The organism is Delftia tsuruhatensis NBRC 16741, from assembly GCF_001571325.1.
GTDB lineage: Bacteria > Pseudomonadota > Gammaproteobacteria > Burkholderiales > Burkholderiaceae_C > Comamonas > Comamonas tsuruhatensis.
On the sequence record NZ_BCTO01000027.1, the window covers coordinates 1 to 14,319 of the forward strand.

At 68.5% G+C, this 14,319-nt stretch carries 11 protein-coding genes; 2 read left to right on the top strand and 9 right to left on the bottom strand.

Going from position 1 to position 14,319, the window contains the following annotated elements:
- Together DTS01S_RS14290 and DTS01S_RS29655 are read left to right on the top strand one after the other, a co-directional pair.
- A partial coding sequence (locus DTS01S_RS14290) for an IPTL-CTERM sorting domain-containing protein (RefSeq protein WP_156493771.1) occupies positions 1–843 on the top strand: 843 nt, incomplete at its 5' end.
- A 129-nt stretch (positions 844–972) separates the two neighbouring features.
- On the top strand, positions 973–1,452 hold the full coding sequence (locus DTS01S_RS29655; protein ID WP_074931903.1) for a GNAT family N-acetyltransferase: 480 nt from the start codon (positions 973–975) through the stop codon (positions 1,450–1,452).
- A 36-nt stretch (positions 1,453–1,488) separates the two neighbouring features.
- Here DTS01S_RS29655 and DTS01S_RS14295 read toward each other — a convergent pair whose 3' ends face one another.
- The 9 genes from DTS01S_RS14295 to DTS01S_RS14335 all read right to left on the bottom strand — a co-directional run bounded on the left by DTS01S_RS14295 (position 1,489) and on the right by DTS01S_RS14335 (position 14,309).
- Positions 1,489–1,929 (bottom strand): hypothetical protein, encoded by a 441-nt coding sequence (locus DTS01S_RS14295; protein ID WP_017404801.1) that lies wholly within the window; start codon positions 1,927–1,929, stop codon positions 1,489–1,491.
- A 205-nt stretch (positions 1,930–2,134) separates the two neighbouring features.
- The gene (locus DTS01S_RS14300) at positions 2,135–4,015 is read right to left on the bottom strand and encodes a HEAT repeat domain-containing protein (protein ID WP_255247319.1); all 1,881 of its coding nucleotides are present in this window, start codon (positions 4,013–4,015) and stop codon (positions 2,135–2,137) included.
- A gap of 294 nt (positions 4,016–4,309) precedes the next feature.
- On the bottom strand, positions 4,310–4,717 hold the full coding sequence (locus DTS01S_RS14305; RefSeq protein ID WP_017404804.1) for a GFA family protein: 408 nt from the start codon (positions 4,715–4,717) through the stop codon (positions 4,310–4,312).
- A 94-nt stretch (positions 4,718–4,811) separates the two neighbouring features.
- Positions 4,812–5,147 carry a hypothetical protein gene (locus DTS01S_RS14310; RefSeq protein WP_223275358.1) on the bottom strand — a complete coding sequence of 112 codons (336 nt, stop codon included), beginning with the start codon at positions 5,145–5,147 and terminating at the stop codon, positions 4,812–4,814.
- Between the two features lie 198 nt (positions 5,148–5,345).
- Positions 5,346–6,290, bottom strand: coding sequence for an FHA domain-containing protein (locus DTS01S_RS14315; protein WP_016446376.1), 945 nt, complete (start codon positions 6,288–6,290; stop codon positions 5,346–5,348).
- Between the two features lie 119 nt (positions 6,291–6,409).
- Positions 6,410–8,620: a TOMM precursor leader peptide-binding protein gene (locus DTS01S_RS14320; protein WP_061287938.1), complete on the bottom strand. Its 2,211-nt coding sequence runs from the start codon at positions 8,618–8,620 to the stop codon at positions 6,410–6,412.
- The gene (locus tag DTS01S_RS14325) at positions 8,577–9,443 is read right to left on the bottom strand and encodes a class I SAM-dependent methyltransferase (protein ID WP_244160511.1); all 867 of its coding nucleotides are present in this window, start codon (positions 9,441–9,443) and stop codon (positions 8,577–8,579) included. The genes DTS01S_RS14320 and DTS01S_RS14325 overlap by 44 nt, the downstream gene beginning before the upstream one ends.
- Positions 9,418–10,203 carry a BMA_0021/BMA_0022 family TOMM bacteriocin gene (locus DTS01S_RS14330; protein WP_016446373.1) on the bottom strand — a complete coding sequence of 262 codons (786 nt, stop codon included), beginning with the start codon at positions 10,201–10,203 and terminating at the stop codon, positions 9,418–9,420. The genes DTS01S_RS14325 and DTS01S_RS14330 overlap by 26 nt, the downstream gene beginning before the upstream one ends.
- Before the next feature lie 17 nt (positions 10,204–10,220).
- Positions 10,221–14,309: a TOMM system kinase/cyclase fusion protein gene (locus DTS01S_RS14335; RefSeq protein WP_017404808.1), complete on the bottom strand. Its 4,089-nt coding sequence runs from the start codon at positions 14,307–14,309 to the stop codon at positions 10,221–10,223.
- Positions 14,310–14,319 lie beyond the last annotated feature (10 nt).

The window sequence follows — 14,319 nt, forward strand, 5'->3', positions numbered from 1 at the left end:
TGCACCGCCACGCCTGGTACGGGCTATCACTTCACCAGTTGGTCGGGCGATTGCGCGGGCACGGGAGCATGCCAGCTCACCAACGTGACCAGTCCGCGCAGCGTTTCGGCCACGTTCACCCACGACCCGGTCGATGCCACCTGCGGCTCAGCGGCCAACGGCGCTGTGGCCTTCAAGCCCAGCGCGAATCTGTGCGCCACGGGTACGCCAGGGACCGTGCTATCCGCCGGCGGCCAACACAAATGGCAGTGCAGCGGTGAATATGGCGGCGCAGCGCAGCAGTGCAGCGCACCGTGGCAGGGTGCGGGCGGCAACGGCAATCTGGGGGCGGTGGAGGTGGATGGAGCGAACGGCTGGGAGATCAGCAGCGCCGCCTTTGCCTCCACCTTGCCCGCGCCCTTGCCGTCCCATGTGCGTGCGGTGCACGCGCCGCTGGGCCTGGTGCTGGGGCGTGTCGCTGGCAATGCAGATGCACAGGTGACCGTGCACTTCACCACACCAGTGCCGCAGGGGGCCGTTTATTACAAATACGGCCCCAGCCCCGACGGGCTGGGCTGCACCGGCGCTGCCTGCGCGCAGCCGCACTGGTATGCGCTGCCCGGCGCGCAGTTTGCGCCCGACGGCCTGAGCGTGACCTTCACCCTGGCCGATGGCGGCGTGGGTGACAGCGATTCCGTGCCCAACCAGATCACCGACCCCGGCCTGCCCGTGCTGCTGGCCCCGCAGGCCATACCCGCGCTCGGCCCCTGGGCGCTGGCACTGCTTTCGCTGCTGGCAGCGGGTCTGGTGGCGGTGCGTTGCCGAGCGTCGAGCAGTGGTTGCGCACCGCCGATCAGAAAGTGAAGCCTTGGCTTGCAGCGGCAGCAACCCCGCACTGTGGACTGCTGCCCCTTGGTTGACGCTCAGATAGACGGTCGGCAACCACCGTTTTGGTAGGCTTTGAATTTGATGGGTAGACAACCAGATACAGGCATGAATTTGAAATTTAAGCGGCTCACTGAAGTTGATCCGGCTCACATTGTTTCGCTGAACAACAATCCAGATGTGCTGCGACAAATGCCGCTTGGCAGTGCGAATTTCGACCTGGCGAAAGCAAATGAATGGGCTCGGCAAAAGGATGCCCAGTGGCAGCAATACGGCTATGGGCCATGGGCGTTTGAAATTGACCAGCAATTTGCCGGCTGGGGCGGTTTGCAGTACGAGGAAGGTGATGCCGACCTCGCTTTGGTGCTTCACCCCAAATTCTGGGGAAGTGGCAAAGCCATCTATCAAGAGATAGTGAAACGTGCATTCACTGGCTTGGGGCTGAGCTCCATCACAATTTTGCTGCCACCTTCAAGAACCAGAATAAAAGGGATTCTCAAGCTGGGATTTCGGCCAGATGGCGCACTGGATATCGAGGGGACTCGCTTTTTGCGCTATCGCCTGCATGCACCCGGCAAACCCGCTTGACCAGATCTTTGGGCAGCGCGTCTTGATCCCGCGCGCTCATACCTTGGCGAGGAAGGCCGCTGCATCACCCGCTTCACACTTCCAGTCTGCGAAGACCCCAACCAGATTGCACTCCACGCAGCGGCAAGCGATGTAGTACCAGCGCACGTCGTGTGTGCCTTCGTACACGGAGACGCCGGACATCAGTTCGAACGTCTCGTTCTCGCACACGCACTCGTGTGCCTCGGGGGTGGCCTCTTCAACATATTCCGCGCTGTCGCCCATCAGGTGTTCCTGCCCGCAGTCGGTGCAGGTGCGGATGGCCACGCCGGCTTCTTCATCCGTCTGCAGCGCAAAAGTCCGGCACCCGCAATCGCATTTGGACGAGGCAAACCGGACGGCCTCATGGCGATTCGCAATGCTGTAGCTGCGCAGCTCGGCTTGGGTGTCGCCGGACGTTGTCCCGTACCAGAACTCGCCCTTCTTCGTCAGTGCCATTGATACTGTTCCCTTCTTCAAGTTGGGCTTCCCGGCAGACCTGACGCCAAGCTTTCCCGATCGTCTGGATTTTGCCTGAAGGCACGGTGAATCTTCGTCAAGGGGCCGGGCAGCTCTCAGCCTCAAGCAGCCGCACCGAATGCCGGCTCTACAGCGATGGCAGATCCAGACCGGGCGCACCGCAATCCGTGCGGGGATGTGCGTGTCAGCGTTCCCTGCGCAGCTGTCTGGCACTGGCCAACAGGAATGCGCGCGTGCCCGGCGCGCCCAGCCCATCGAGTGCGCCACCATCTTGCGCGCCCATGGCCAGCCAGGCTTGCATTGCGGCCTGCGCCACCTCCAGATGAAACTCTTTCAGCAGCAGGCGGACAAGCGGTGCCCCCGCCGCAGGGTCTGCGATCTGCCCCAGCGCCATGGCCGCTGCCTGGCGGCGGCGCGCGTTGGGGCTGCTCAGTTGATCGATCAGTGCAGGCACAACCGCCCGGTCGCCCAGACTGCCCAGACGGCCCAAGGCTTCCAATATCTCTTCGGTGGCGAGGTCGGCCTGCAGCGCCCGTATCAGGTCGGGAATCGCCTCGCGCGTGGCTGCCTTCGCCAGCGTTTCGGTGATCAGCCGGGCATCAGCCGGCGATTCGGCTTGCCGCAATGCCGCAGCCAGCGCCGCGCTGGCCTCGGCGCTGGGCGTGGCTGACAGCGACAGCATGGCGGCGTCCCGCAACGGGTTGCGGCGGACCATCAGAGGCGCCAGCAAACCGGCCCCCTGGGGGTCGCGGAATTCGGCAAGCGCCATCACGTAGCGGTATCGCAAGCTGTCGCCGGCTGCCTGGGCTGCAGCGATCAGCGCAGGCAATACCTCAGCCCCTTGCGCTGCCAGCGCTTTGCAGACGTGGTGGACGTATTCGTTGCGGATGCCGGGTATCAGCCCCAGGAGCAGGGCCTGCACCTGGGGGCCGCGAAGATTCTGGCAGGCGTACGCCACGGCGCTGGCATTCCAGTGGTGGGGGTCGTCCGCCAATGCCTTCGCGAAGCCTTCGAAACCCTCTGCTGAGCCCATCAAGGCCAGCGCTTCGGCCACGCCCACGGCGTCGCCGCCGCACAGCTGGGGCAGCATGGCGCGCAGATGCTGGGCCGCTTCCTGGGGCGCGGTGCGCGCCAGCTGCAGCGCGGCGGCTCGGCGTACCTGCAGCGACGCCGTGCGCAACCCTGCGCGGGGCCACTGCGACTCGCCGGGCCCTTGCAGCTGGGCCAACACCTCGGCCAGCTCGTCGGCATCGCGCGGTGTCCTTGCCTGTTCCAGCGCGGCCATCAGTTCAGGCACGGCTTCCTGCGCCTTCAGCGGGCCCAGCGCCGGTGCTGCAACGGTCACTCCGGCACGCAGCAGTGGCGCGATCGCACGCGTGTCGCCCAACTCGCCAAGCACCTTGACCAGTGCCGTCCTCAGCTCCCGCGGCATCCCGCGGCGCGGGTGTTCAAGCGTCTCGATCAGCGGGACCACGGCTGCCGTATCGCCCAGGCGCCCCAGTGCGCTGATGCAGGTCCCGCGGACTCTGGCGTCCGCATCGTGGAGTCCTTCCATCAGCAGGTCCAGGCAGGCGTGTGTGGATTTCTGGACCACCGCGCTGCACAGCGTGTTGATCACCTCGCCAAAGTCTTTCTTTTTGTCGGTCTCCTCACGCCGCAGCGTGCGGATGGCCTCCAGCAGGTCGGCGATCCAGTGTTCGTCGGCGTGGCTGTGAATGGATGTCGCCGCATACTCGCGCACCGCTGCGCTGCGGTGGCCCAAGGCCTTGAACAAAGGCGCCCGGGCCTGTGGCGAGGAGATACGGCCCAGGTACATGCAGCCCGAGCAGGCTTCGTCAACGCTCTTGGACTTGGCCATGCGCAGGTACAGGGGCAGTGCCTCATTGGAGGGACGGATCAACAAGGCCTGCCTGGCCGCGTCAGCCACCTTTGCGTCTTCGTCCAGCGTCGCGCTCACCAGGAGCGCGGGAGCGCGGTCCGCCAGCTCCAGCAGTGCATTTCGGGCCAGGGGCAGCTGATTTGCCGGCGCGGACCTCATGAATGTCGTGATGGCCTCGAAAGCCACTGCGGGGGCAGCGCAGGACAGCGCTTGCAGCGCCAAGAACACATCGACGTTTTTTGTGGAGCTCTGCAGCTGCTCTGCGAGTGCCTGGCTTGGGTTGTCGTTCATAAGTACTGGAAGGGCCGGTCCGGATTGCCCTGGTTCTGCTTGTCCGAGAAGACCACCAGCACAGGCTCGTCTGGCGCGCCCTGCATCATAGGTGCCGCCCCAGCGCCGCCACTGGACAAGTCGTCCACCGGTCGACCGGCCGGGCAGGCCTTGGCACCCGGCCGCTTTTGGGCGACCCTATCCGCCCGGTCACCTTGTCCCACCATCCACCCACGCCATCCCCGCCCCCCGGTTCACATGCCGCTGCCTGCCCACGACAAACTCCGAATCCAGCGTGGCCAGTGCGACGGAGATCCATGCGCCTTCTTCGTAATGCTGGCTGTGCCATGACAGCGATGAGCCGCATTGCTGGCAAAAGCAGCGCGTGATGCCGGGCGATGAGGCAAAGGAGCGCAATTGCTCCTGGCCCCGGGTGAAGACAAGGTCCTTTGCCGGCACGCTGCCGTAGGTGGCGAATGCGGCACCGTGGGCCTTCTGGCAGATGCGGCAGTGGCAGTGCGAGACGGCCCGGGGCGTGGAGCGCAGTGCATAGGCGATGGCGCCGCACAGGCAGCTGCCGGTCAGGGCAAGAGGGGGGCTATCCGGGGCGTTGCTCATGGTCGGGCGGGCACGAAAAAAGGCGCATGCCATTGTGCATGCGCCCCAATGCCGCGACAGGGATGCGCGGCAACCCCAGGAGTCATCCGTTTCGTCAGTCGCCGATGACCTGCAGCCCGCTGCCGTCCCCATGCGCCTGCAGGCACATTCTTCCGAGGTCGTTGAGAAAACGCAGCACCGGCATCTCGCCCACGCAGGCGGGGATGGCGGCCATGATGTCGTTGTGCAGTTCCAGCAACTGGTCCGAGGCCACGAACATGGCGGCGGATTCGCCGTAGTAGTGCCGCCAGAAGTCCTGCAGCAGGCCGTGGCGGGCCTTGCCGACGACCAGGGGATAGCCGTTTTCCCAGACCTGTGCGTCCATGGAAAGGCTGGCCAGGCCAGGATCAACGGGCCGCGCGCTGGCGGGGATCAACAGTACACGTCGCATGTCCATGCTCATTTGCGGTTTCCAGGTGCGCCAGTGGACTCGGGCAACCCGGTCCGGGAGGAGGGTGAGAGGTCCTTGCCGCAGGCGGCAGGAACCGGTTCCCACTTTATTGACGTGTGCACAACAAGAAAATTACAGCTGATTACATACGGCGAGCGATGCGCCGTGTGCCTGCCGTTCTCCGTTGCAGTTCGCCGTTCAGGCGCTGCGCGCGCCGCCCTCGATCTCGAACGCAAAGTCCCCGAAGCGCAGGCTGCCGCGCCGCCGCTCCACCAGGGCCGGCAAGGCCGCGCATTCGGGCAGGGCGCTGAGGATCTGGTGCTTGGCGCGGAAGATCTGGATGTTCACGTACGACGAATCCACGCCCAGCATGCGCGAGAGCGCGTCGAGCTCTATCCAGCCCTGGCTTGCGGGGGCCAGGCCCTTGTGGGCGTCCTGCTGGCGCACGCGGGCCAGGGTGACCAGGGTGTAGTGGTGTATGCGTTCACCCAGCGCGATGGGCTTGCCGTCGCTCATGACGGTCAGGCTGGCGTGCTCCTCGTTCTGGCTGACGTGGAAGCGAAAGGACACGTCCGGCGGCTTGGGCGCATGCGGGTCGAAGCTGCTTTCCCGCGTGGATTCCAGGTCGTCGCATTGCACGAATTCCCAGCTGCCTGCCGAGGTGTGGACCATGGCGCCGTCCACCAGGGGCTCGGTGCCGTCGCCGGACTCCAGCAGCCAGCGCCCGTCTTCGAAGAAGACGTTGGCTTCGGGCTCCTGGGCGTCGGGCAGCAGGGTGCCGCGCGGGTTCAGGGCCAGGGGGGCGTCCTGGGGCAGGCCCGGGCCGGGGCTCAGGCAGGTGACGGGCGGCCCCAGGTCTTGCACGGTCCAGGCCGCTTCTGCGCCTTCGCCCATGCTGAGCCTGGCGCCCACGGTCAGTACGGTCCAGCGGCCGGCGACCAGGCGCACGCCGTTGAGCATGGTGCCGTTGCGGCTCTGGTCCACGATTTCCCAGGTCTGCCGGTTCCAGCGGAACAGGGCGTGGACCTGGGAGACGTCGGGCGCCTTCATGACGGTCTGGCAGACCGAGGGGTGGCGGCCGAAGGTATGCAGGGGCCGCAGCACGACGATGCTGCCGTCGAGTTGGTTACGAAAGAGGGCCATCGCCTCGAATTCTCCTTGGGGCTTGTGTGAACAGGGGGTGGGCTGGGGGCGCATTGGCCCGGAGCCGGCAGCCTGTTGCCAAGCCGAGAGAGTACATGCCCGCTGCGCGTTTCAGTTTGTCAAACGTACAGCGCCTGCGGATTGAACTCGGATTCCTGCAGCGGCCGGCTGCGCCAGCCCAGGGCCACGGGCACGTCGCGCAGCCGTGGATTGCCCAGTTCCGGCCAGATATGGCACAGGCCCGGAACCACGACCTTGACGGTGTACAGAGGGATGTCGGGGCGCGAGTGGTCGTAGACGATGGTTTCCAGGCCCAGGCCCCGTGCGATGTCCACGCAGTGCGCAATGGCCCGGGCAATGTCCGGCGGCGCGGTGTCCGCCTGCTGCGCAGGCTGTTGCGGCGGCGCATCGGTGCCGTCCAGCGGATGCAGAAAGGCCTGCACCTGCTGCGGCACGGCAAAGCCCTTGCCCGCCGCGATCAGCTGGCTGATTTCGGTGAGGGCGCGTTCGCAGGCCAGGGCGCGGTCCAGGCTGCAGCCAAAGCCCACGGCCCAATGGCCGGTATCCGCGTGGCGGCCCACGCAGACCACGACCGGTATGCCGAAGTCATGGGTGATGTCCAGCAGCCAGTACGACCATTGCGGGCCGCAGCTGCGCGCCAGGCGCTGGCGCGTGGCTGCGGCGATGCCGTCCAGCGCGATGGCGGGCCTGCGGATCTGGCCGTACCACCAGATGGCGGCGGCGTCGCGCTCCACCAGTTCCATGAAGCCTTGGAGGATGGCTTCTTCCCGCGTGTTGCCGGCCGCGCAGCCGTTGGAGGTCCAGCCCACGTGGTGCTGGCTTTGCGCGGGCGCATGGGCCAGGCAAAAGCCCAGCGGCAGGTAGCGGCGCGCATCGGCGGTCAGGGACCAGGCGGGCGCCCACCACAGGGGTTCGCCCTGGCCGGCGCCGGGGGCCACGGCATGCGGCGGCCTGTCGGTGGCAAAGCGGGCGGTCTGCCGGTCGCTGAAGCGGGCCAGCGCTGTGGGAGGAATGCAGGGCGCATCCAGCTCGGCGGCGGGGGCGACGACCACGGCTTCATCGCCCTGGTGGAAGGCGGCGTAGCGCTCCACGGCTTCGCACATGGCGCTGGCGCGGGCCTGCATGGCCGACAGGCCCTTGCCCAGGCACAGCTGTGTCGGGGGGGCTGCCAGGAAGCCGCTGCCAGGCGCGGGCGTTCTGAAGATTTCGCTGCGGTAGACGGTGAGCGCTTCGTCGGTCTCGGCCGTCAGCGGCGTGACCCGGGCAATCACGCCGGTCAGCGGGCTGACGTGCCGGGACAGGCGCTGCACCGTGGTCTCGGCCGGCACGCTGCGCCAGCCGCCGTCGGCGCGCGCGGCATGCGTGCCGGGAACTGGCGCAATGGGTTCGCGTTGGCGCAGTGCCATCAGCCCCGGTGTGCCGCAGTGCGGGCATTGCGGGCGGGCGGCCACGGGGTGGGCCTGGAGGGGCTCCAGCGTCCACACGGTTTGCGCTGCATCGGTGTGCGCCAGCAGGCGCTGCACCGTGGGCAGCAGGGCCTGCAGCCGCGTGGCGATGAGGTCGGCGCCGGCGCGCACGGGCGGGCAGCGGCCGCTGTCGTGCGGCGGGCCGCCTTGCGCGGCGCGTGCGGGATGGTTGCGTTGCCAGCGGTGCGCCAGGCAATGCCGGCAGGCCGATGCGGTGCCGGCATGGGGCGTGAACAAGGGCCCGGCCATGGCCTGCTCGCCCGCGGGCCGGACCAGCATCCAGGGCCGGCCTGCGGCACGCTGGCCGGCGTCGATGGCGCCCAGGCGCGGGTCCAGGTAGTCGTCGCAGAAAACGATGGTGAGGGGGGCGGGGGCGGGTGCCTGCGTGGCCACGGCCGCAGCCCAGTGGCAGGCGGCTGTGCTGTCCAGCGCTGCAGTCAGCAGGACGATGTCGATCTGCTCCGATGCCTGCAGGCGCACGGGCGGGGCCGAGAAATCCGGTTGCAGATAACCGTGGCCGTTCAAGTCGCTGTGCAGCACCGGCTGGACCAGGCCCTGGCGCAGCAGGGCGCCCAGGGCGTGCAGCATCTGCGCAAGCGGCGCATCGGGCGCTGTGGCGCAGTGCTGCATGAGGCTGGTGCCGGCCTGCAGCGGGGCGTTGAGCGCCAGCACGGCGGCGGAGCCCAGGGCCAGGGTGTCGCGTTCGCTGGCCAGCAAGAGGCGGTCGCCCTGCTGCACGGGGGGCAGGAATTTCTCGTGCCAGCGGAAGGCGTCGGCAAACAGGTCCGGGGCCGCAGGCTCAGGCAAGGGACGGGGCTCCCAGTTCAAGGCGGACGACGGCATACGGGTGCTGGCCGGTGGTGGCGTGGAAGGCGGTCTCGAACAGTTGGTGCTGCTGCGAGAACCGGGCATACAGGTGCTCCTGCAGGCTGATGCGGATGGCGGGGTGGATGCGCTCCATCTGGGCGCCGTCCGCAAAGCCGGAGACGACGGGCAGCCGCATGCCGCCCACCTGCATGGGCAGCCGTGCAAGGGCCGGGTGCACATGGTCGAGCACCACGGTGCACGGCGGGCTGCCGGGCGCGGCAAAACGCTGGGCCAGCTGCTGCAGCATGGCCTCCAGCGGCGCCTGGGGAAGGTAGGGGCAGACGCCTTCGAGCAGCACCAGAACGGGCTGGCTGCCGGGCAGGGCGGCGGCGTCCAGCCAGGAGGTGTCGAGGATGGAGCAGGCAAGGCGGGTTTCGTCGCCGTCCATGTATTGATCGCGCAGCGCAATGGCGTCGGGCAGGTCCACGTTCAGCCAGCGTGCGGTGCCGGCCAGGGCCGCCAGGCGGCTGCGCCGCGTGCACAGGCCCGCGCCCAGCGCAATGCACAGGCCGGACGGATGCGCGCTCAGGAATTGCGTGGTGAGCCGGTCGAACAGCTGCGTGCGCAGCACCACGCTGCGCACAAAGGCGGGGTCGGCGGCGTGCGCCTCGCTGGCCTGGGGCAGCGCCGCCACGATGCGGCACGCCTCGGGGTCGGCAAAGGGCGGCAGGTCGTGCAGCTCCGGGGGAGCTGCCGCACCTGCAGCGCGGGCACGTGCCGCCAGCGTCAGCAGCAAGGTGGCCGTGGCCCCTTGCAGCTGCGCCGGTGCCGTATCAGCAGGTGAAGGGATAGGCGTCACCGGTGTTGTTGTAGGAGGTGAGGGCGATGGCCCACAGGTCCTGCTCGGCGGGTGCCACCGGGTAGTTCAGCACGATGCCGTTCTTGATGGCCGTGCCGTCTGCGCGCTGCAGGTTCCACTCGCCGCGCGCGGCGTCCCAGGTGAAGGCCTGTTCGGTCTCGAAGCGGACCTGGAAGTTGAACGGGTTGTTGTAGCCCAGCCATTGGCTCAGCACGGGGGCCTTGTCCTTGCCGTCGTCACGCGTCAGCTCCGCGTGGAACTCGGGCGACTGCCAGGCCAGGGCGATGGCGCGCAACACCACGCCGCCGAAGGCCAGCAGCGAGTCGGGGCCGCCGCCGGGGATGCCCAGGCCCGTGGGCAGGGCAGCCCTGAGCATGCCGTTGTTCGGTTCCTCGAACGAGGTGCTCACGCCCATGAAGTTGGGGAACAGCTGGTAGTAGGCGGCCAGGGCCTCGGAGGCATGGGTCTGGGGCGCCTGGGGCAGGACGATGACGAATTCATCGTCGGGACCGATCCAGCCGGCCGTGAGCACGGGCTTCCATTCGGCGCGCTGGGTGGGGTCGTCGCTCAGGCGCAGCGACACATCGACCTGGGGCCACTGGGTCGGCAGGTTGAAGTCGCGGTGCAGCATGGGCTGGATGTCGCGCTGCCCCAGCAGGTCACGGCGGTAGGCGTCATCCTGCCAGGAGCGGGCGATGGCCCGCAGGTAGGCAAGGCGGAATGCGAGCAACGGTTCAGTATTCTGCAGCTGGGTGGTCATGTGACTTCATCCTCGGTTCAAGAAAAATGCGCCTGGCCGGGCAGGGGCCCGGACAGGTGCACGGACAGTTCAGGCCGCAGCGCGGCCAGCTCACTCAGGCGCGCGCCCACGTCCGGCCTGGCGGGTGCCAGGGCCTGCGACAGGGCCAGTGCCTCGGTTTCGGTGCGGTACTTGCCGGCAGTGCGCGCAGTCCCGGCCGCCTGGGCCAGGCTGTCCTGCACGGCCGCGTGGTCGGCGCCCATGGCCAGCAGGAAGCGGGCCTTCTTCAGGTGCAGCTCGCTGCTGTGCAGCCGTTCGTCCAGCACGTCGGCCAGGCGCAGGCATTCGTCGATCTTGTCCAGGGCCTCGGTCCAGCGCCCGCTGGCCGCCAGCATTTCGGCGACGAAGGAGCGGTAGTAGGTCTGGCAGTAGCGGCAGCCCATGTCCCAGAGCACCTGCGCCGTTGCGCTGGCGCGCGCTATGCCTTCGCTGTCTTCGCTTGCCGTGCCCTCGCCCAGGGCCCAGCAGCGGATGATGTCCGCATAGCCCGAGAACGCTGGCAGGCCGTAGCGGGCCGTGATGTCCAGCAGCTCGCCCGTGGTGGCCAGCGCGCTGGCCCGGTCGCCGCGCGCCTGGTGGACCAGGCCCTGGTAGAGCAGGGCCATGCTCAGCGAGGGAATGTGCGAGACCTCGTGCGCCAGGCGCACGGCGTCGGCCGCATCGGCCAGCGCGGCCTGCCCGAAGCCGGCGAACCAGCGCACCAGGGCGCGCCCGCAGGTGGCCCAGACACGGGTGTCGAAGCCGAACTCGGCCGCATGGTGGGCATGGGCCACGGGGTCGTAGCGGGTGATGGCGTCGGTCAGCGCTTCTTCGGCCTGCTCGAATCGGCCGTCGGAGTAGTGGGCCAGTCCCAGGTAGGTCTGGGCGGCCACCAGCACGCCCGTGTCCTGCTGGCGCACGGCCTGCTCCAGCAGCCGGTGGCTGAGCTGGCGCACTTCCTCGCGGTTGCTGGCCACGTGGTGGTAGGTGATCAGCATCCACAGGTGCTGCACCTGCTTGTAGTCGGCCACGGCGTTGGCGCCCGGGCCGGCCAGCAGCTCCTGCGACAGCGCGATGCTTTCCACCACCTGGGCATGGGCCCAGCCGTGCTTGTTCATCAGCGCCTGGGTCACGTAGCTGTTGACGTCCAGCCGCGCCTCGCGCTGGGCCACGCCCTGGAGCTGTTGCAGCCAGTCGTCGATGTGGCGCGCGTAGGCAATGGTTTCATCGTTGAGCGAGCGCAGCTGGGTGATGCGCAACTGCCGCACGGCCAGGGCCACGGCCTGGGCGTGGTCTCCGGCGTCCGCCCAGTGCTGGGCCACGCCTGCGGGTTCCGCCGCAACGCGCTGCGGCTGGTGCTGCATCAGGGCCAGGGCCACGTCGCGGTGCAGCAGCCGGCGCTGCGATACCAGCATGCATTCGTAGGCCGTGTCCCGGATCAGCGCGTGGCGGAACATGTAGGCGCCCGGGCCCGCGCGTTCGTCGGCAATCACCAAGCCGGCCTGGCCCAGGGCGGCCAGTTCCTGCCCGACTTCGCCCTGCGGGCGTTCCACGCAGGCGCACAGCAGGTCGAACTCGAAGTGCCGGCCCATGGTGGCGGCCAGCTGCAGCAGGGGCTTGAGCGGGCCGATGCGGTCAAAGCGGCTGACCAGCGAGTCGCGCAGCGTGAGCGGAATGGCGGCCGGCAGCCCGGCATGGCGAAAGTCCCAGACGCCGTCTTCCTCCACCAGGTGGGCATCCAGCAGCATGCGCGCCATTTCCTGGATGAACAGCGGCACGCCGTCGGTGCGCTCCACCACGTGGCGGATCACGGCGGGGCTGAGCCGGCGCGGTGCCAGCGTCTGGCGGGCCAGTTCGGTGGCCTGGGCGTCTTCCAGCCGCCGCACGTCCACGCAGTCGGCCTGCAGGCCTTCGGGCGGTTGCCACTGCGGACGCGCCGTGAGCACCAGCAGCACGCGCCGCCCGGGCAGGCGCGCTACCAGTTGCTCCAGCAGTTCGATGCTGGTGGGGTCGGCCCAGTGCACGTCCTCGACGACCAGCAGCAGGGGCTCGGCTTCGGACATGTGCAGCAGCCATTGCGCGGTGGACTGCAGCAGCAGCGCCCTTTGCATGACGGCCGAGATGCGGCTGGGCTCGCAGTCGCCCAGGGGCAGCGAGAGCCAGGCGCACAGAATGGGCAGGGCGGCCTCGGCATCGCAGCCTGCGGCGCGCAGGGCTTCGCGCATCTGCTCGCGGTGGTCCTGCGGGGGATCGGCCGCCTCCAGCCGCTGCCGTATCAGGCCCAGGAAAGGGGTCAGCGCGGTGTTGCGGTGCTCGGGCTGGCATTGCAGCACCACGGTGTTCGCGCCCTGTGTCCTGGCGTGGACGAGCAGCATGTCGGCCAGGCAGGATTTGCCGATGCCCGGCTCGCCGCGAATCCACAGCGCATTGCCCCCGGCTTCGCGGGCCCGCGCCCATGCGTCGTGCAGGCGTTGCAGTTCGGGTTCGCGGCCTATGCACTGCAAGGCTGCATCGGACACAGGTCCCTGCAGTAGCTCGGCTGGCTGCTCCAGCTCCAGGCGATAGGTCTGCATGCCCGTGGGCTGGCCGGGCAGGCGCAGGCTGCCGGCCTTCTCGAAGCGCGCATGGCGCGACAGCAGGCGGTGGCTGCTTTCGCTGGCCAGCAGGGTGCCCGCATCGGCGATGGCCTCCAGCCGCATGGCCACGTTGACGGCATGGCCCGAGGGTGCTTCGCCGCCGACCACCACAGCCATGCCGGTGTGCAGGCCCATGCGGATTCCCAGGTGCAGTCCGTGGACCTGCTCGATGGCGGCCGCGCGGCTGCGGCTGAGCGTCAGCAGCTCCTGGGCCGTCATGCCGGCCTGGCGGGCATCGGTGTCGCTGGTGTGCGGGTAGCCGAAGAGCACCAGCATGCGGTCGCCCAGCGTGCCCGCCAGCATGCCACCGCGCCGGGTGGCAACGTCGGAGAATAGCGTGAGTTCCTCGCGCTGCAGCAGCTCGATGTCTTCGATGTTCAGCCCCTGCGAGGGCTGGCTTGAGGTGCCCGTCGTGCCGTCCATGCCGTGGGTGTCGCTGCCCGGCCAGAGGGAGACGCTGCAGCACAGCACGGTGAGCTGGCGCACTTCGGAGAACACGCGTGTGGTGGCCACGGTGCGTGTCAGGTCCGCCTGCTGCACCTGGGCGGCGGCGGGCAACTGGCCCACCAGATCGTCCAGCCGCACGCGCATGAGGTCCCTGAGCAGGGCCGCCGCTGAGTCGCTGCGCTCCGCAGGCCGCTTCTTGAGCGCCTTGCGCAGCAAGGTGGCGATGGGGTGGGTGGAGATGGCCGGCGGCAGCTGCACTTCCTGCGGGCTGAGCTGGCGGTGCACGATCTCGGCCACCGAGGCGCCCTGCACGGCGGGCGTGCCCGTCAGGCATTCGAGGAACATCAGCCCCCAGGCATACAGGTCGGTGCGGGCGCTGGGCGGCTCGCCGCGCAGCTGCTCGGGGGCGCTGTAGGCGGGCGTGCCAAGGCATTCGTCGCCCATGGTGAGCTGCGAGACCTGCGGGCCGGCAAACTGCGGGATCACGGTGCCAATGCCGAAGTCCAGCACCATGGCGTGCCGCACCGCGCCCGTGGAGGTGACCATCACGTTGTCGGGCTTGAGGTCGCGGTGCACGATGCCGGCGGCATGCGCGCAGTCCAGCGCATCAAGCACCTCGGCCATGAGGCGGCCGGCCTCGGCGGCCGTCAGCACGCCCTGGCGGCGGATCAGGCTCTTGAGGGTCTCGCCGGGCACATATTCGAAGACGCCGTAGACGCAGTCGCCTTGCTCGCCCTTGTCCAGCAACTGGACGATGTGGGGATGGTGCAGGGACGCGCACAGCATGGTCTCGCGGTGGAAGCGCTCCACCTGGCGGCCGCCTTCCTGCAGCCTGACGACCTTGATGGCCACCGATGCACCCGTGCGCCGGTGTCGCGCACGGTAGACGGTGCCGTAGCCACCCGATCCCAAGGTTTCCAGCAGTTCGTAATCGGGTATTTCCAGGGGGGCTGGCGCCACCGGGGTCACCGCAGCTTGCGTGGGGTTGGTGATGGCATCGTGCATTTCAGCCTCG